The 20,101-nt window shown below is 41.5% G+C and carries 12 protein-coding genes; 6 read left to right on the plus strand and 6 right to left on the minus strand.

Going from position 1 to position 20,101, the window contains the following annotated elements; translation table 11 throughout:
* Nucleotides 1-41 precede the first annotated feature (41 nt).
* The 6 genes from R8P61_10015 to R8P61_10040 all read left to right on the plus strand — a co-directional run bounded on the left by R8P61_10015 (nucleotide 42) and on the right by R8P61_10040 (nucleotide 10,417).
* A complete protein-coding gene (locus R8P61_10015; GenBank protein MDW3647389.1) occupies nucleotides 42-2,561 on the plus strand; it encodes a T9SS type A sorting domain-containing protein in 2,520 nt (839 codons plus the stop codon).
* Nucleotides 2,562-2,718: 157 nt separating this feature from the next.
* On the plus strand, nucleotides 2,719-3,930 hold the full coding sequence (locus R8P61_10020) for a serine protease (GenBank protein MDW3647390.1): 1,212 nt from the start codon (nucleotides 2,719-2,721) through the stop codon (nucleotides 3,928-3,930).
* 149 nt (nucleotides 3,931-4,079) lie between these two features.
* Nucleotides 4,080-4,979 (plus strand): hypothetical protein, encoded by a 900-nt coding sequence (locus R8P61_10025; GenBank protein ID MDW3647391.1) that lies wholly within the window; start codon nucleotides 4,080-4,082, stop codon nucleotides 4,977-4,979.
* 21 nt (nucleotides 4,980-5,000) lie between these two features.
* Nucleotides 5,001-7,607, plus strand: a complete 2,607-nt coding sequence (locus R8P61_10030) for an IPT/TIG domain-containing protein (protein ID MDW3647392.1) — start codon at nucleotides 5,001-5,003, stop codon at nucleotides 7,605-7,607.
* 53 nt (nucleotides 7,608-7,660) lie between these two features.
* On the plus strand, nucleotides 7,661-8,440 hold the full coding sequence (locus tag R8P61_10035) for a hypothetical protein (GenBank protein MDW3647393.1): 780 nt from the start codon (nucleotides 7,661-7,663) through the stop codon (nucleotides 8,438-8,440).
* A 45-nt stretch (nucleotides 8,441-8,485) separates the two neighbouring features.
* Nucleotides 8,486-10,417, plus strand: a complete 1,932-nt coding sequence (locus tag R8P61_10040) for a caspase family protein (GenBank protein MDW3647394.1) — start codon at nucleotides 8,486-8,488, stop codon at nucleotides 10,415-10,417.
* Nucleotides 10,418-10,432: 15 nt separating this feature from the next.
* On the opposite strand, the gene R8P61_10045 is transcribed toward R8P61_10040, so the two are convergent.
* From R8P61_10045 to R8P61_10070, 6 genes are all read right to left on the minus strand, one after another.
* Nucleotides 10,433-11,656, minus strand: coding sequence for a Tm-1-like ATP-binding domain-containing protein (locus R8P61_10045; protein MDW3647395.1), 1,224 nt, complete (start codon nucleotides 11,654-11,656; stop codon nucleotides 10,433-10,435).
* Between the two features lie 3 nt (nucleotides 11,657-11,659).
* Nucleotides 11,660-12,523: a phosphoenolpyruvate hydrolase family protein gene (locus R8P61_10050; GenBank protein MDW3647396.1), complete on the minus strand. Its 864-nt coding sequence runs from the start codon at nucleotides 12,521-12,523 to the stop codon at nucleotides 11,660-11,662.
* Nucleotides 12,524-12,640: 117 nt separating this feature from the next.
* On the minus strand, nucleotides 12,641-14,608 hold the full coding sequence (locus R8P61_10055; protein ID MDW3647397.1) for a bifunctional aldolase/short-chain dehydrogenase: 1,968 nt from the start codon (nucleotides 14,606-14,608) through the stop codon (nucleotides 12,641-12,643).
* Between the two features lie 19 nt (nucleotides 14,609-14,627).
* The gene (locus R8P61_10060; protein ID MDW3647398.1) at nucleotides 14,628-15,398 is read right to left on the minus strand and encodes an alpha/beta hydrolase; all 771 of its coding nucleotides are present in this window, start codon (nucleotides 15,396-15,398) and stop codon (nucleotides 14,628-14,630) included.
* Between the two features lie 29 nt (nucleotides 15,399-15,427).
* The gene (locus R8P61_10065; GenBank protein ID MDW3647399.1) at nucleotides 15,428-16,900 is read right to left on the minus strand and encodes a DUF1501 domain-containing protein; all 1,473 of its coding nucleotides are present in this window, start codon (nucleotides 16,898-16,900) and stop codon (nucleotides 15,428-15,430) included.
* A 4-nt stretch (nucleotides 16,901-16,904) separates the two neighbouring features.
* A complete protein-coding gene (locus R8P61_10070) occupies nucleotides 16,905-20,096 on the minus strand; it encodes a DUF1553 domain-containing protein (protein MDW3647400.1) in 3,192 nt (1,063 codons plus the stop codon).
* Nucleotides 20,097-20,101 lie beyond the last annotated feature (5 nt).

Below are 20,101 nucleotides of genomic sequence, written 5' to 3' on the forward strand. Positions count from 1 at the left end.
AAAGAGCCTTTCATTTACGAAGAATACCAAATGCTTCGTTTATGAAATGCCTGATGACTATAGGGCTGCTGGCTGTATTTTTGATAAATAACAGCTTCGCCCAAAACTCCAATGACCTTTGCAGCAATGCCATTCTCATCGATTCTATTCAAAATCGACAAAGTGTTTCCATTGCTTTTAACAGTACCACCCAAAGTCTTATAGCTTCTTGTGAAGACTCAAGCAATGTCAATTGGGACCTTTGGTACAGCTTTGTTATGCCCTTTGACGGCCAGATCAGGCTCACGGGTTTATCAACAGTCAATAAAACTTCTTTATATGAAAGTTGCGGTGGCCAGGAATTGAGCTGTATGGCTGCTAATGGATTTATAAAAGGCCTAATTGGAGGAAATACCTATTTGCTGAGGTATGGAACTGCATCTCAGTTTAGTGGAAATAATACCCTTTTTATTCAGGCTTTTCGCCCTCCTTCCAATGACGAGTGTTCAGCTGCAATCGCCATAGCCGATATCTCTCAAAAACAGAATATTCAGGTTGATAATCGGGGCGCATCTGAAAGCCTGGAAATTGGCTGCGATCCTGCTAATCAGGACAATTTTGATATTTGGTATCGCTTTGACATGCCTTACGATGGGAATGTGAAAGTATCGGGTTCATCAGGTAGCCATAAACTAGCCCTCTTTGATGCTTGTGGGGGGAATGAAATCAGCTGTTTTTCCAGTACAGGTTTCTTTCTGGATCTCAACGCAAATCAGACCTATTTCCTGAGATTCGCTTCAAATAGTAGCAGCGCCGGAACGAGCAATTTAAGTTTACAGGCCTTTGCCCCTCCGCCCAATGATTCTTGTTCGGGAGCGATTTCTTTGGGCGATCTTAGTTCTCCCATCAATCTGGATTTGGACAACCGGGGTGCCAGTGAAAGCTTAAATGCCTCTTGTGAATCTTCCCGATTTGAATACCTTGATCTTTGGTATGAATTTGAAATGCCTTTTGATGGAAATGTTAAAATTACTGGAGTCTTTGGAGTAAACCGACTTACGCTTTATGATGGATGCGGCGGGAATGAACTGGCTTGCAATACGGGACTCTCCTTTTGGCAAGGCCTTGATTCAGGACAAGTATATCTCATTCGTTATTCTTCCCTTAGAAGCCAGGCAATCAATGACCAGATAAATATTCTAGCCGCACCTACAGCAAGCAACGATGAATGCACAAACGCCACTTTTATAGACAGCCTGGAACTGGGAATAACGATCTCACTAGATACACGCTCTGCAAGCGAAAGCCTAGATGCATCTTGTGAAACTGCTTCTGAAGAGAACCTCGATCTTTGGTATGAATTTGTGATGCCTTTCTTTGGAAACATAAAAATCACTGGAGTTTTTGGGGTAAACAGGCTTGCTCTATTCGATGCTTGCGGAGGAAATGAACTGGAGTGCTCTCAATCAGGAGCTTTCTTTGAAAACCTGACTTCGGGCCAGCGCTATCTCTTGCGTTATTCAGCCATTTCTCAGCAATCCAATTTCGACCAAATTACCCTTCAAGCCGTACCAACTGGTCTCAATGATGAATGCATAGATGCTTTTTTGATTCCGGATATTGATCAGGAACAAATCATTTCTCTGGATACCCGAGCGGCTAGTGAAAGCCTGGACAGTTCTTGTGAAACGGATACAGATGAAAACCTGGACCTTTGGTATCGCTTTACTATGCCTTTTGATGGCTTGCTTAAAGTGAGTGGAGTTTTTGGCGTAAATAAGCTGGCTCTTTTTGATAGCTGTGGGGGAAATGAAGTCGCGTGTTTTGCCGGCAATGGAGTCTTTTACAATCTCAGTTCTGGCCAGGTTTACTTCTTGCGATATGCTACTACTCGACAAATGGCCAATGTAGATGATTTTTTCGTACAGGCCTTTATCAATCTGCCTCATGATCTTTGTGAAAATGCAATAGAAATTGAGCGTCCTGATTCTGCCCAATACATCCTGACTGATACAAGAGAGGCTTCACAAAGTCTAATTTCCTCTTGCGAAGATTCAAGCTTCAGTCAGCAAGATTTATGGTATCGATTTAGTATGCCTTTCGATGGCAAAGTCTTTATTCGAGACGGAAATAATGCACATAACTTCTCGCTTTGGGATAGCTGTGGAGGAAATGAAATCAGCTGCTTTTCTGGCTTTGGAGAATTTAGTGGGTTAGCGGATAGTACCGAATATTGGCTGCGTTATGCTTCCCCTTTTGGCAATGCGACTTTGGATTCTTTTGAAGTGGAAGCAGTGATGAGTGTGGGACTAGGGGAAGGACAAGAGGATTTCTTTAAGCTTTATCCGAATCCTGCAGATGACATGATTATTATTAGCTGGGCTTCCCAGGGTTTTTCGGAAGGCCTTCTTACAATTTATGATTCACAAGGCAGAAAAGTATGGATGTCCAAGAAAATTTCTCTGAATCCGGCTAGGATTCAAAAAGAGATTCAACTTAATGGGTGGAAATCTGGGATCTATTATCTACATCTCTATACTCCCGACTACATCAAAACTTCGATCTTTATTAAAAAGGATTGATCCCTTTTCTTACTTAAAAGAAGAGCAAGGAATTTTGTCAATTTCTTGTACTTGAGGCAAAATTGATATTTCCATAATTTAAATTATCCTATTTTAAAACAATTTGGACAGATAAGAACTTATTGCTAGTTTGTATCATCTATCTTAAGAAAATTTGATGAGCCCTAAAGCAATATTTTCATATCTGAAGACATTCGTTTTCATTGCATTGTTGCTTTCCTATATAACAGATTCTTATTCTCAGAATTCTTTGGATGATAAAATCGTACGTATCAGCTCAGAAGGAATGCTGGGCCAGGAGATCGGGACTGGATTGTTGATAGGAATCAATCAGGATACCTTATTTGTTCTGACAGCTCTGCACGTGGTTCATGATCGGGATAACTCTTATACCCATGAAGCTATTCAGATAGGTTTTTTTAATCCTGATTTACCCCTTAAAAAAGCTGATCTTATACATCTTGATGATGTGTATGATATGGCAATTCTGGCGATTCTTCTGTCCGAAGAAGAATTGGAGGTATTTAGCCATGAATCCGATGGAAAATATACTGTTGCACTGGCTTATGTTACTAAAGAATACAAGGATCATAATTTAACCATTATTGGTCATCCGGGAGTTAGGAGTTGGTATTTGAATCAACGGAACTCAATCATCCTGCCGAAATTGGGGGAAGATGATGGAATCATGACTCTTAGTAGCGAGGGAATAGGGCCAGGATTTTCTGGTTCTCCAATTTGGAATGAATGTGGGCAATGGATTGGATTACTCTATGAAGATGGGAGCATTGAAGCGCGAGCGATTTCTTCCCAAACGGTAGTAAGAAAATTTCCCTCTTCCTGCTTTTCATATTTCTCTGCAGCATCCGAAAAATCATGTGTGGCCAATGATTCCCTGCAGCTAAAGTCTTTGGAACTTATCAGTAGTCATGTGAATGATTATGTGAGCAAACTGAGGGATGTAGGAGACTTCTTCTCAAATAACCAGGATCGAATTTTTTATGGAAAAAAAGCAACTGCACAAGCAGATTATGTCATCAAAGAATATGGCGAAGCTTATGCACGCCTAAATGCCAATAGAGAAACTATTTTGTTGAATGTGAGAAATGCATGGCCTGACGAACGAGCTGAGTCAGATGTGAAATTGCTCTTAATAAATCTACTGGATAATTTTCATAAGCTGGAGATGGTGAATGCAAACAAATTGCTTATTGAAATAAGCGATTATCTGGATGCGCCTTTTGGAAATAGATCTAAGAAAAAAATGCTTAAAACACGCTTGGATGAATTGACTGGAAAGATTGAAAACCATCTGGATTCTGTTGAGAAAGAACAAGTGCGAATTTTGGCAAGCCTAGATAAAAAATAAGGGAATACCCAAGATGATTTATACGGAAAACCCTTAAAAGACCTAAGAAATAATTCCTGCAATTTGAGCGGGAAGAGCTAAATAATCTTTGAATACTGAATGGACGTAAGAGCATAGTCTCGAAATCTCCTTTCTCAACATAACGCGCTATGAATAAAAATTCCAAAACAGGAATTTGTCTCCTTTTGACACTCTTGTCAATAGGAATAGGACAAATGCATGCTCAAAAAGATAAGGGATTCCCCAAAATTGCAAGCCCTGGCTTGAATCCTGTCATCTTAGGCGCAAGCGAATTTGAATTAAACTTCTTTTATAATGTCCAGCGTTTTCCAGAAGTATACAGGCAAGACGCTCCCTATAATTTAACCAACTTCGAACAGCGGACTCAACAAGGCCAAATGCAATTGACCTTTGGCTTGTCAGATGAAAGCAATGTAAATCTTGGCATTGATCTGGGCTATTCCTATATAGAAACTTCTCTTAAGAATACCCGCCAAAATCCATTTGAAATTGGACCACATGCTAACCTTGGCCCGAGAGTCAGGTGGGAACCTTTTCCCAAACTTTTTTCTAAAAGTAGCAGTCTGTTTCTCCAGCATAAACTTTTGATCCCTTTGGTAGAATCAAAAGTGAAGTTTGTGGATACCCTAAGTATTGTAAACCAAATGGTTTTCAGCCAACGTCTGGGCTATAGTTTTTTACTGCAAGCTGAGGTAGGTGCGATTTTTTCACCTGCAGTAAGCATAGCCGGGAGGACTAGTTCAAAAAGACCCATTACCACCCCAGCCAGTCTTTATCTAGGATTTATTGCCACCTCCCGTTGGGTTCTATACGGAAGCCTGAATTATATCCCCGAGTTTTCGGAAGTTCCCTGGTTTGAAGATGGAAACCGATATCGACGAAGGGCAGGAACACATGCAGGCGGAGGCATTCAATTTATATTCTCGCAAAGGCTTAGCTTCTTTGCCAGTTATCAGGGAATATTAGATGCCGAATTTGGAGGAGCAGCAAACTCACTGACCTTTAGTGTGAGATTTTCTAATCAATAGTCAACCTCAAAATCGAAAAACATGCTTTCTAAATTTAATATATCTATTGTTCTGGGTTTACTTGGATTACTCCTCTTAATCACCCAATGTGCGCCTCCAGAAATCTCAGCACCAAGACTTGATCGACTTGATCCAACAGAAGGTTCAGTAGGAGAAGTTGTTATTATTTGGGGGGAATTCATGCATCACACTACTTCTGTGATTTTGGATGGGGAAGAGCTTAATTTTTCTCCGGGCCAGACTCCGGAAGAGGAGATTTTTTTCATTATCCCTGAATCTTTGGAACTGGGAGATCACCTTGTGTATGTAGAATCCGTTTCAGGCAAGTCCAATACCTTGAATCTGAAAGTAATCAATCCCAGACCAATTATTAACTCCGTAAATCTTGAGATAGGAATGCCTGGAGATAGTGTGAAGGTTTGTGGAGAGCATCTGCAAAATTCAGGCTTACTCATCGAACTCCTGGGACAACGTATTAACAATTTCACCTATGATGCTCAAGGTTGTCTATTATTTACTGTTCCTGAAGGATTGACAACAAGCTCTGGAGAATTGATCATTACGGTCGATGGCCGATCAGATTCAAGACCCTTTTCTGTAAGATCAAGTCCTACAGCTCCTATTATCCAATCAATTATTCCTTCGGTTACTGCGCCTCTGGATACCATTAAGATTTTTGGAGAAAGCCTTTTGGGTAATGAACTAAAAGTGATTTTTACTCCTTCAATTGAAACGGATGTCCTGGAAAAATCAGATACTCTTGTTAAGGTGATTGTACCTGTAGATGCCGAAAATGGAAGTGTCAAATTGATTGTAGATGGAGTAGAGACAAATGAATTTTCTATTGTAGTAGTACGTCCGGAAAACCCATTGATCGGAAGTATAGCACCTTCTACAGCCTCAATCGGGGATACCGTCGAAATCAATGGGCAGAATTTTGGAGCAGCAGCAGATGTAGTGGAGATCATATTTTCGGATAATAAACAAGCGGAAATAGTGTCTCGTACTCCTCAAAAGATTTCTACGATTGTTCCCGCAGATGCGATTACGGGAGAAGTGAAAGTAAAAGTTAATGAACTGATTTCTTCGGGTTTCTCTTTTACCATTATTCCATTGGGTTTGCCTAGTATAAGTTCAATAAGTCCTGATTCTGCAGCTCAAAACACACTCTTAAGTATAAATGGGGTAAATCTTGATGGTGCAAACCAAAATATTGTTTTTCAACAAGGAGGAGTAAGGGCAAATGGTAATATAGTGACAGCTAGTCCGGATTTGATTTCTGCTAATCTTCCGCAAGCTAATTTTCAGCTAGGAAAGGTAGAAGTCTGGGCCGAAATTGATGGGGATAATTCTGATACCTTGAGTTTTGATTTTGTTCCTCCTCCTTCTATTGCTTTAATAAATGGCGGAAATTCTGTCAACAATGGAGCTATAATTGAAATTCAGGGCGAAAATTTCATCCCTTCTATCAATAATCCTGTTAAAGTATTCTTTTCCTCTACCGGTGCAACAGAAGGAGTTATAACAGGAAGAACAAATACCAAGATTGATGTGAGAGTTCCGATTGATGCCATTACGGGCGTTGTAAGGATTCTTACACCCTACGGAGAAGTAAGCGATTCCATTTTCTTGCAATCATTGAGCAAGATTAGTGCTGTCCAGCCTTCCAACAATGCGCCCAACTATCCTATTTTGATTTATGGAGAGAATCTGGATCAGGTTAATGAATTGAAATTTGGAAACCTTACGGTAAACACAGGCTTTCAATATTCAGCCGCTTGTAATTGTTTGGGAGGAAATATACCGGATGGAGTAGGCCTTGGAAATCTTGATATTAGGACAGGCGTAAATGGAAGCTTTAGTAGTCCTTTCGCATACAATATCAATGCTAATTTACCAGCTGTAAGTGCACCTGGTTCACCCGTAATTCTCCCGACACCGCCTCCTGGAGTATCCATGGGATCCTTTCAAAATGGTTGGATAGTCGCATATGGCCCTGGACCGAATGGACCGGATAGTGTGAGGGAAGGCCGATTCGCTCTGGCAGGCGATATTGTTTTCAATAGTCCAAATGCTGATGGATTTTATGTAATAGTAGATGAGGACAATAATAATGATACAGTAGGGTTTTTCTCTGAATTTGGTGATACAAGCCGTTTGGTCATCAATAACCAGATTTATATTGGAAAGCAAAATAGCGTGTATATGGGAGATTCCGTTTATTATAATGATTACCAGGGATTTATCCCCAATATGGTTTACACGCCTCTCAATAGTGGCAAGCAAGTAGAATTGGTCTTCCCTGGAATTCTGACCAATGTAGCTGTTGCTTCAAATAGTACTCAATATATTCTTACCATAAGGGGTAAGTATTTTCTAAGACGTGAATTTGATCCCCTTTTTCCCATATATTCGGAATCTGGTTTTTATGAGTTCACAAGTGGAGGAAATACGATAAGTATTCCAAGTTTTGGAAGCAATCCTGCTGAAATTGATGAATTAATTTGGAATTCATATAATGAAATCGTCCTTAAAATAAAAAAATCTGATATACCTCCAGGAACCTATGATTTTTCTATTGATGTTTTTGGTGGATTTACTAATGATATATCAATAATGCTACCTTAGGGATTTACGATCTGGAATCTTTATTCTCTTAGCCCGAAATATTATCTATACCGATGTTAAAAAAGCTTTATGTAATTTCTCTTTTTCTTTGCCTTTTGTTTTTTAGTGGAATAGCCCAGCGATCTAAAGAATGGCAGGATAAAAATGATCGAGGAAATCGATTTGAAGGAGAATATTTTGATAGAGACATAGGTAATCTTGCCATAGATCTCTTGTCTTTTTTTTCACCGGGAGATCATTATGTATTTGGGGAAGATCAAAGACTGGAAGTACATTTCTATAATCCCGATAGTGGTCAATATAAGTTAGTTGCCAAGGAAATAGATGTACGTCAGTTTTATTGGATGGAAGATAAGAATAGTTCCTCCAGAAATGGATGGAATACTTTTTCAGGATGGCCAGTGGATTATTTACTAAAAAGCCTGGAGATCAATAGAAAGAATCTGGGACTCTTGGTTAATCTGGGAAAGCCTAACGAGAAAATAATAAGTCCTGCCTATTTAGGCATAGCAGAAAAATCAGATAAAGATTCCTTTAAACCATTTTATGTGGCTCATTTTGTATTGGGCACCTCTGCAGAAAAAGGAAGTTGGAAACTTTATCAAGGCAAAGGGAGGAGAGCAGGCACCCTAATTCAGGAGCGAAAACTTTCATCAAAAGATGGTTCAAGTCCATTTGCTATTTATATTATGAAAAAATTACTTCCCCAAAGTGGTTGGTATACTATGGAATTAAATTTCACCAGCCTGGAAAGAAATAATTCAGAAAAAAGTGAGTCAAAAGAAGAAGTTATGACCTATGCTTTTAGCTTCTATCATCATATAATTGAATAAATAAAATTTAGTGTTCAGTAAATCTGCTTGCTGAACTTTTGCCAGATGCCGGAATCAGAATCAAGAGCTTTTGAAATCAAGTATAAGGACGGAGGACTAAAAATCCCCCGTGGCAATAATTATTTGCTAATCATTGGGATTGATGACTATATGCATGTTGGCAAGCTCCAGAATGCCGTTCGGGATGCAAAAGCATTTAAGAAACTCTTAATCGATAAGTATCATTTTTCTGAGGAATACGCTCTTTGTCTTTTTGACAATGAGGCTACTTATTCTCGTATTGATCAGGGATTAAGGAGTTTACACAAAAAAATAAAAAAAGGGGACAATCTATTGATCTATTTTAGTGGCCATGGCCACTATGATGAATTTTATGGAGATGGATATTGGATTCCGGTAGATGCTCAATATGAAGACAATAGAGGCTATTTTTCGTATAAAGATATAATCAGTGCGCTGGCTAAAATCGAAAGCCAGCATACCTTCATGATTGTTGACTCCTGCTATTCTGGGGCGGTTCTGGTTGAAAACACCCGTGATTCAAATGGCCATGATCCCCGTGAAAAAGATCCCAGTCGCTGGATATTGGCTTCTGGAAGGAATGAAGTTGTGCCTGATGGAAAAGTAGGAGGACATAGTCCTTTTGCGGTTCAACTCCTGGACACCCTCGACCGTTATGCAGATGAAGGCATCTCTGTCCTTTCCCTGGTAGATAAAGTTACCCGTTCTACTATACATAATGGGAAACAGAAACCCATAGGAAGGCCCATTCAGAATACGGGTGATAAAGGAGGCCAATTCATTTTTTACCCCAAATCCATGGATCTTGGGAAAGTGAGTATGAAATCGCTTCCAGAGACTCAGAATCCCTCCATTAACTCTCGTGAAATACATGCTGTAAAAACTAAAAAGAAAGCATCCTTTGGACCTTTACTCTTAAGCCTATCACTATTATTCGCGGCAATACTTGGACTAGCATTCTCTGCTTTCGTTCCCAAGAAAAATCTCAGGATAAAAGCTGAAATTGAAGCGGAACAATTTTCCTTTCAGCAGAAAGAGGGAACTTATAATTTTCGGGGAATACCATTAACCTATTGCCGGTTTACAGATTTTGAAAAAATCAGCCTGGAGGCAGATAAATTTACTTTTAATAGATCTGGAAACGTGATAAATAGAAAGCTGGAAAATGAGTTGAGTTTTGAATCCATGGGGGAGAAAGGTATTTCTACCCCAATTAGATCTTCATTACTATTTGAAAGCTTGCAGATTTCTGAAGGGAGTAAACTTAACTTCAGCAGAATTGATCCAGATAAATTTTCATCCAGAATTAAGGTGGGGATTGAACAGGATAATCCTGAAAAGATCGTAATGAGTTATCTGGATTCAGCCAATTTAGAATTGGAGTACATAGATTTTTCTAGCCAGGAAGATATCGGTTTCATTGATGAGCTGAGTAGCCTGACCATATTTGGTCCGGCAGTTTCTGCCAGAAGACAAATTAGCGTATGGCCATCAAACTCTTTTAGTTTGAGTTTTGATATAAATGATTCAGAGGATTCTGTGCAATTGAATACAGGAGAAATAGGGTTAAGTAAGCCTCACTTTTTTAAACGAGAAAATTCCAATGAAAATGTTCCTGTTTCTTCTATAATTTCGGGCAAAATCTTCTTTCTTAATCAGGATCAGGAAATCTATAAAAGTCATACGCTTAGTTCAGGAGAAAAACTTGCGCTCATCGGAGATAAAGAATTTAACTTGTCAAAAATGCTTCTTAGCGAGAAGGGATACTCTCTAGAGCTGGACGCTGTACCTGAAAGGGTGGAAATAGATGGGGCGAATATTTTGAATCCACCCTATATAAATTGGCTATGGCAAAACCATAGACTTCTATTCCTGATTTCTGTATTTATCTATTTCTTTTTGTTTTTATTATCACTGCCACCTTTGCGCAAGAAAATGATAGGAATTTTCAAATAGGTATATCTCAAATCCTTATTCCTTCTCAATCAACTCAATCAGCAAGTCAACGGCCTCTCTCACAAATGCCGGATCTTCTGCATGAGTTTCTCTTTCCACCACCTGAATATTGCTAGGTAAATTGTCTCTGAGATAATCGAAAAAGGCCTTGTCAGAGGCGGGATCTTCCAATATACCTCCTGGTATGGAGTATCGCCCTACGCCCTTTTTGGGGAACATGAAGTAGGCTTTGTCTTTGGTATGTTGAAGGCGTTCTACGATGCTTTTCGCTACACGAACGATTTCTTCCTCATTGAGTCGAGGAACAAAGACTACGGGGCTATGAAATACGATTTGATGGTCTTTGAATTCATCCGGTACGACATTGGGTTCTACCAGGATTCCTAAGTGCTCAGCTCCTCCCGGACAGAGTACCTGTGGCAATCCTAGTTTGCCCGCGACTGTCAGACGCTCCGGACCACCAGCCCTAAGAACGCTCCAGACATCGTCCGCAATTTCCCCCATAGCATAATCGAAAACGGCTCCAATAATGCCTTCTTTCATCATCTGTTCCATGGCCTGTCCACCACTTCCCACTGCATGGAAAACGATGACCTCATAACCTTTGGATTCAATGTATTTGATAGCCTCTATCGCACCATTGGTAAGGACTCCCAAATTGGACATGCCGATCAGGGGCTTATCCGCTTTCTCCATTTTAAATTTGGTCTCAACGGATGCCATTCCACAAGCAGCTGCAGCGGCATTGGCGAGTATCTTTCGGGTAAACGGATTGAGTTTCAAGATGTCGCTCACCGATGGCATCATGGTAATGTCCTTGATGCCTACGAAGCCACTGGTATCTCCGGATGCAATGGTCGAAACCATGATCTTGGGAAAACCATAGGGGAGGGCCTGCATGATGTTACAACAGGTAGAAGTTCCCTGAGTTCCTCCGAGTCCCAATACGGCATGCACTTCATCCTTTACAATGCGGGAATTCAGAATATTGATACAACCCTGAACTACAAAGGGATTGGATTTCTCACGAGTCGGGTCTTTCAAAAGTTCGGATAAATCTCCTCCTCCGGTTTTAACAACTTCCTCTCTGCTGATAGTGGCTTCAATGCCTGGCGTACCCACAACCCCGATGTCTATCAATAAAGCTTTGTCGCCTCTGGCTTCAATTTCATCCACCAAAAATCCAGCCTCCTGGTCTTTGGTATCCAGGGTTACGAGTAGTGCAATAGTCTTGGACATAATCTATTTTTTATCAGGGAATCTAAGATCAGCAAATTCCTTTGCAGTAGAATATACAGCTTTTTCAATCGGAATCCTTTCGGTAGAAGAACCCGTCCAAATGCCATCACAGCTGGTATGATTCAGGATATATTGGGCGTCTACCGGATTTTCTAAAGCTGCTCCATGAGCAATCAACATGATATCCGGTTTTATCTTCCTCAATACTTTATTTGCTTCTTCTGTACGGGCTGCCGTTTCTTCAATTGTTTCTCCAGAATCATATCCTTTCAAGCCTCCTTTGGTTGTACCTGCATGAAAACAAAAGATGTCGGGCATCGATTCTTCAACCATACGAATGCTGTCCTCCATATTGAAGGCCAGACCTACGGAAACCATTTCCATTTCTTTGGCCAATTTCAGCATCTCGATCTCATTATCGAGTGTAATCCCACTTTTGGTCAGTACCTTAAATATTTCGCTATCCTTATCTACATAGCTAATAGAGGGACCGATATTAGAAACTGAAAAAACTCCGATTTTTTTCAAATCTTCCAAAAACCAACGCATGTCCTTCAAGGGATCATTGGCATTTATACAGGCGCAGATAAAAGCATCACCCTTGATTGCAGGCATGATATCTTCGCGCGTGTAGTCAAAGGTTTGCTTATTTGAATCCAGGATGGGCCAAAGCATAGACATGGTTCCCATTCCATTGGCTCGCAATCTTGCACCTGAAAATGTATTGATACAATCAGCACCGGCCTTTTCCAGTAGACTCGCAACCAATCCACTGCCCGCACTGGCAATGAATATGGGAATATTATTGTCGACCTTCTTTTTCAACTTGGCCATTATTTCTTCACGGGAGGTACGTGGGACTATCATAGGGAGAGTGTGTTAAAGTGTTAGAGTGTTAGAGTGTTATGGTGTTAAAGAAATTATGGTGTTGGTGTGTTGGAGTATTGGCGTTATTTATAATTTGACTCCAACACACCAGCACGTTTATATAACTCTGTCATTCCCACCATCGATAGGAACTTGAGAACCGGTAATTTTGGAGAAAGCTTTACCTAGCATGAGTACAGCGAGGTCGGCTACGTCCCGGGAGGTAACTTCTACTTGTAGTACATTATTGGTTTTGTATTCTTGCACGCTGAGGCCATAATTGGCAGCGCGAGTTTTGAGTACTTCTTCGGTCCAAATGCCTGTATCGAATACGGCATTGGGATGAATGGTGTTTACACGAATTCCTTTGGAACCAAGTTCTAATGCTGCGACTCTTCCCAATTGAGTAAGGCCAGCTTTGGCTACAGAATAGGCAGAGGCACCAGGCCCGGGAGCAGGAACATTTTTAGAGCCAACAATTACGATAGCTGGATCGATTCCCAATTCCAGATAAGGAATGCAGAGAGTCATCAGGCGTCTATGACTACTCACATTGAGGTCCATACTCCTATCCCAATTGCTATCTTCCATATCGGCTATTTTTGCACTCTTTGGAAATATACCTGCATTGGTGATTAGATAGTCAAGGCCCCCAAAGTTTTCGACGGTTTGGTGAATAGCAGCTTTGACTGCGGCTTTATCAGTTACATCACAGGGGATACCAATGACATTGGGTGTATTGAATGCACTTGTAACATCCGGATTTATATCCAGGGCAGCAACAACAGCACCTTGATCCAATAGGCTTTCCACACATGCTTTCCCAATTCCACTTGCGGCACCGGTTACCATCGCAATTTTTCCTTGCATGGCTTTGGGCTGACCCATTTTCTTCAATTTCGCCTGCTCAAGCTCCCAATATTCAACTTCGAATAAATCTTTCTGAGGCAATGCCACCCATCCCCCAAGATTCTCACCCTGATAAATTGCCTTTTTTGTATGGCGGGTAATGTCATCTATGATTTTGTAGTGCTTGGTACTGGGACCAAAAGATAGCGTACCTATTCCCGGGAGAACTCCCCATCTAGGCGCTTTATCAAGGATGGTTTCCCCTTGTTGGAATTCACCATAATAGCTTTCATAAGCAGAAGCATAGGAAGCAAAGTCTTTCTCATGGTCATCATGAATCACAATGGGGATTCGCTTGGTACGAATGATATGATCCGGAGTCAATGGACCCCTGCTACAAACATCATCGATATTCTTGAGATTGCTAAAAGCTGTGGAAGCGGGGCTCGAATTCAAATGAGAGAGAAATGCTTTTCCCGCCATATCAGAAACCCTTTTTCTGACCTGGGCCAATTTCAGGTGATTTATATTTGTAGCTGCATTATCTTCAATCTGATCGATCCCTTGATCTTTGATATAGTCTTCCGCTTTGGAGACGATTTCGATCATTTTTTCATAGGCCTTCTTTGGGTCATGGTTGAAAGTAAAAACCCCATGATTTAAGAGGATCATACCTTCCAGTTTTTCCCAATCGATCCCTCTTGTCATTTCGTAGATGGTTTTCGCAAGGATAAAGCCAGGCATGACATAGGGCACAATCAATACACTATCACCATAAATCTCTTTGATGCGTTCTTCTCCATTATCAGTATTGGTTACGATTACAACCGCATCGGCATGGGTGTGATCAACAAAGGTATAAGGGATGATTCCATGCAGGATGGTTTCTACCGAAGGATTAGGTGCTGAGGGATTGGTCATGGCCATTCGCTGGTATTTTACCATTTGGGTATCCGTCAACGTATCCAATTCAGCCAATTTATATAGCGCATCCAGTTTTACCGGTGCAAAGCCTGCTTCTTCAATAGTTGCCAAATCCCAACCACTTCCTTTCACATAAAGGATCTCTTCTTCCTCCCCGAATATGTTAGTCTCTTTGATTTTTACAGAGGTATTCCCTCCGCCATGCAGGACCAGATCTTCATCTGAACCCAGAAGTCTTGAGGTATAGACCCTCAGTTTTAAGAGATCATTGTTGAGGGCTTGAGCTTCACTATCCTTCCAGGAACTTTTCATATGCTAATTTTTTGAGGGTTTATAAGGTATCTAAAAAGGCAGAAATAACTGCCTGTGCTTCTTTTTTGTGTTGGAGGTCATCTATATATCTGGAAACAACTTTTTCCAATTTGCTACCAGGGATTGCCTGATGGATTGCCTCAGCCATTTCCCAGGGGTGAAGGGGGTCATCATCATTTCCAATGATCAAAGTGGGAATATCTATGCTAGTTAGATCAGCCATGCGATCAAAGGGTTTATCATTAACCATATGATCCAGAACTTCAGAAGTATGGCTTCCTTGTGCGCGAGAAAACTGACCCATAATAGAAGTCGCTGCCTTGGGCAATTGATTTTTGATTGCCAAAAATGCTTCCGAATTTTCAAAACTTCTCTTGCCGCCAGGATGACCAATTAGCTCTGCAATATCCAATAAGATTTCCAGGTTGGCAGGCCTTCCTTTATCCAACCATGCGGGTCTGACGAGAATTAAGGCATCGACTCTTTCCGGAAATGTTAATGCGATATGTAGAGAGATACCCGATCCCATGCTGATGCCTCCAAAGATGCAGTTATCAATGCTTTCTTTATCCAGCACCTCTAGCACATCATTTGAATACTGGAGAAAAGAAGGTGGAGAATTTTCGGAATAAAGGGAATGACCATGTCCCAAAGCTTCTGGACAAATGAGATCAATGCCTTCAAAGCCTTGAAAAAATCGATGGGCCTGTGATAGGTCCGCACCTAAACCATGGTGAAAGAGTACTTTCTTTCCTGATCCTGATCTTGTGTAGTTGACAGCGTTTTTCATCCCTTTCGAATATTACAAAATGCGGGGGATCAGGCCAAAATATCTTTAACAAGTTTTCCATGAACATCGGTCAGGCGAAACCTTCGCCCCTGATGCTTGTAGGTGAGCTTTTCGTGATCCATACCCATCAAATGAAGCAAGGTGGCTTGAAAATCATGGACGTGAACCGGATCTTTTACAATGTTATAACTAAAGTCATCGGTTTCACCATATGTAACCCCTGGCTTTATTCCTCCACCAGCCATCCAGATACTGAAACATCTGGGATGATGATCCCGACCATAATTGTCGGAGGTTAATTTCCCTTGTGAATAGATCGTTCTACCAAACTCGCCTCCCCAAATAACCAGGGTATCTTCCAGCAAACCTCTCTGTTTGAGATCGCTTACCAATGCCGCACTGGCTTGATCAGTATCCTTACACTGCAGCCGGATGTCTTTGGGAAGATCTACATGCTGATCCCATCCCTGATGGTACAATTGGACAAAACGCACATCTCTTTCAATCAATCGTCTGGCCAAAATGCAATTGGCTGCATAAGAACCTGGCCTTCTGGAATCCGGGCCATACATATCAAAGATGTAATCGGGTTCGGAAGAAATATCCATGGTCTCTGGTACAGAGGTTTGCATGCGATAGGCCATTTCGTATTGAGAAATTCGAGATTGAATTTCCATATCTCCGACTTCTTCCATGCGCATCTCATTCAATTGAGCCAGATGATCCAGTGCCTTTCTACGATCTTTATCCTTTACTCCCGGAGGATTATTGATATACAGTACCGGAGCTTTGCCGGACCTGAATTGAACGCCCTGATGTAAAGAGGCTAAAAAACCATTTCCCCATAGTCTGGAGTAGATCGGTTGGGGGCGAATGAGTCCCCTCGACAGGAGCACACAAAAAGTAGGCAGGTTATTATTTAAGCTCCCAAGGCCATAGCTTACCCAGGCACCAATACTGGGACGTCCGGGTTGTTGAGAGCCGGTTTGGAAAAAGGTAATGGCAGGATCATGATTGATGGCCTCTGTATGCATGGAGCGAATGATGCAAAGCTCGTCTGCAATCTTGGCTGTATAGGGTAAAAGATCGCTGATCCAGGCTCCACTTTTTCCATGTTGTTTGAATTTGAACATGGAACTGACTAGAGGGAAAGACTTTTGGTAAGCAGTCATACCGGTTAGTCTTTGCCCCTGCCTCACTGAATCCGGCAATTCCTTCCCATGCATTTCATACATCAAGGGCTTATAATCAAAAAGCTCTATCTGAGAAGGACTCCCGCTCTGGAAAAGGTAAATCACCCGTTTTGCTTTGGGAGCATAATGAGAAATCAGATAATCTGTCAGGTCTTCCTGGCTATTGATTCCACTTCCACATCCCGGCAACAAGGAAGCTAATGCTGCTCCTCCTATTCCCATGCCAAGCTTTGAGAGAAAGTGCCTACGATTAACTCGCATAGCAGCTTCATGTTCTATCTTTGAATAATGTATAGGTTTCTTTGACATGCGCTCAGGATTTCATTTTTGCTTCATCCAGGTTGAGAATCGTATTCGCGACTATACTCATGGCAGCATACTCGGCAGGATCCTTTTCATGAAGAAGCTGGTATTGGCCTACTTCGAGTAATGAGTTAGCTGCTTCTGTCTCTAACTTGAAACGATCCTTTTCACTCAAATACAAGGATTTAAGAACCTTTAGTTCATCTGGTTCAGGATTTCGGGAAGTCGCCAGGCGAAAGCCTTTGCTTAGCTGTTCATCCAGTTCGCTTTCTTCCAACATCCTTGCTGCCAGCAAACGAGAAGCCTCAACATATTGAGGATCATTCAAGAGTACCAAAGATTGCAAGGGAGTACTTGTGCTTTGTCTTTTTACTACACAGACCGTCCTCTCTGCAGCATCGAAGGTCAACATTGAGGGAGGAGGGATGGTTCTTTTCCAATAGGAATACAAACTTCTCCGATAGAGCCCCGAACCTTTACTCGCTCGATACTTATTTTCTCCGATTTGATTGGCCAATTCTTTCCAAACACCAGAAGGTTGATAGGGTTTAACCCAGGGACCTCCAAGGCTTTGGTCCATCAATCCACTAATCACAAGGGCATTGTCTCTGATCATTTCAGAACTCAATCTTTTAATTGGCCCCCTTGCCAGGTAGATGTTTTCTTTATCTCGATCTCTTTTCTCTTTGCTTATGTCTGAGGATTGCTGGTAGGTAGCTGAAAGGACGATCTTTTTGATCAGTGCTTTGACATCCCAGCCACTCTCCCTAAAATCCACGGCCAACCAATCCAGCAATTCCGGATGACTAGGTAAGGATCCCTGGCTCCCAAAATCCTCTGGAGTATTCACGATTCCCCGCCCAAAAAGCATTTGCCAAACCCTATTGACTGCAACTCTTGCAGTTAGTGGATGCTCCGGATGGATCATCCATTGGGCCAGTCCCAATCTGTTTTTGGGATACTCCTCAGAAAATTCAAGCAATTGATGAGGGGTATTTGCATATACCCTTTCCATCCGGGCATCATAAGCGCCCCTATTGAGCACATGGGTAGCTCTCGCTGTGTCCATTTCCTCCATGACCATGATATAGGGAAGCTCCGCATGCAAGGGCCTAAGGCTATCCAGTTTATGCTGAACATTTTGATAGGCTTTGTTTTTCTCTTTCAGGTAGTGAGTGAAAAGTTCATCATAGGAAGACTTATCTCTACTTTCTGCAATTATTTTCACATCCAGGGGACTCAGACTTCTGTCGTATACGCGAATCTCATCTATAATACCCCCTACAAATCCCTGCAAATTTCCTATGCTTCTTTTCCGATGTGTCCAGTTTCCTGCCAGAAGATCATTTCCATTCAAAATGCTCTTTTTCCCAAGCTTGTCAGTGAGTACTTTTTTAGACTGAAGCTTTCCATTTATAAAGAGATCAACTGCATTTGCTTTTCCGCTGCCAGCATAACTCATGAATACATGGTTCCACCTGCCGCGTTTTACAGAAGCTTGAGTTTCTACATCTATTCTTTGGTCTCTTGCATTGTGAATCAAGGAAAGCTTGAGCTTTCCTTTGGGGCTGATCAGTAATTGATGGCCTCCTCTTTTTTGTTCTCCGTTTCGCTTTACTAAAATAGCTGCATCCTTCTCAGGATATTGATCCAGCTTTATCCAGGCTCCATAGGAGAAATGTTCGTAATATTCTTTATCAGCCAGGTCCCCTAGATTCAGGAAATTCTCTCCATCAAACTTCAAAGCTTTCCCTGATTTACCTGCTAAAATTTCAGGCTTGGCCACCTCGCCAATAAGGCCTGTATTCATATTAGCAAGCAAATTAGCATGCTCATTTGGACTACTTAGTTCATTGTATGTATCTAGTTTGAAATGAGCCTTTAATTCTTTATCGATATTACCTATATCGGATTCCTTTTCTATATTCCAGGTTTTGAACCCTTCTTTCCCTGCTATTTTGATTTGTTCCTGTTTTTCCTCCCAGGCTACGGTAAGTGAATCGATATATCGAAGTTTCTTTTCATATTCAGCATCCTGCATTTTTATATGAGGTTTGGGCGAAAGATCAAAGTAATTGACTTGCCCTCTTTCCTCTATGGTGTTGAAAAATGCAAATAGTTGGTAGTAGTCCTTTTGTGATAAGGGATCATATTTATGATCATGGCATCGAGCACATTCCATGGTGAGTCCCAAAAATGTCGTAGAAAAAGTCTGGGTTCTATCCGCTACATATTCGGTTACATATTCTTCATTGACAACTCCCCCTTCTTGTGTAATGGCATGGTTTCGGTTAAAGGCTGTTGCCAGTTTATCCTCATAGGCAGCATTTGGAAGCAGGTCTCCAGCTACTTGTTTGATGAGAAAGCTGTCATAAGGAAGATTGCGATTGAAGGCATCTATTACCCAATCTCTCCAGGGCCACATTGTTCGGGGTCTGTCATCCTGATAGCCATGAGAGTCCGCATAACGAGCTGCGTCCAACCAGATCGAAGCCATCCTTTCTCCATAAGCCGGAGAAGCTAATAATGCATCAATCCTTTTCTCAATCGCATCTTCTGACTCATCCTCCTCAAATGCCTGTATGTCCTCCCAGGAAGGAGGCAAGCCTGTAAGATCGAAACTCATCCTCCGCAATAGTTTAGCTCGACTGGCAGCTGTATTGGGAGAAAAGCCTTGTTCTTCCATTTTATTCAAACTGAAATAGTCGATTTCATTTTGAACCCAGGAATCTTTTCGATCAGCTAAATCCGCTTTCTTAGGAGGAGTGAAGGCCCAATGGGTTTTCCATTTAGCTCCCTGCTCCACCCATTTTCTCAATAATTTGATTTCATATTCGCTGAGGCTAAGATTTGATTCTGGTGGAGGCATAATGCTTTCACTACTGCTACTCTCTATCCTTCTGATCAATAAACTTTTGTCTGGATCTCCCGGTACCAGGGCAAAGCGTCCTTCCCCTTCCTCTAAAGCTGCAAATGCTCCTTCTTCTGTATCCAGACGTAAATTTGCTTCCCTGACTTTCTCATCCGGACCATGACAGGTATAGCATCTGTCTGAAAGAATGGGACGGATGTGCCAATTGAAGTCAACGACTTCCGGTAGTGCCTGGATTTGGGTATCAGAATCTTCTGTTCCGCAAGCATTGCTTAGGAATAAAAAGAAGATCAGGATAATACCTCCTGTGAATAACAAGCCTTTGTACATTGGCC

The organism is Bacteroidia bacterium, from assembly GCA_033391075.1.
Lineage (GTDB): Bacteria > Bacteroidota > Bacteroidia > J057 > J057 > JAWPMV01.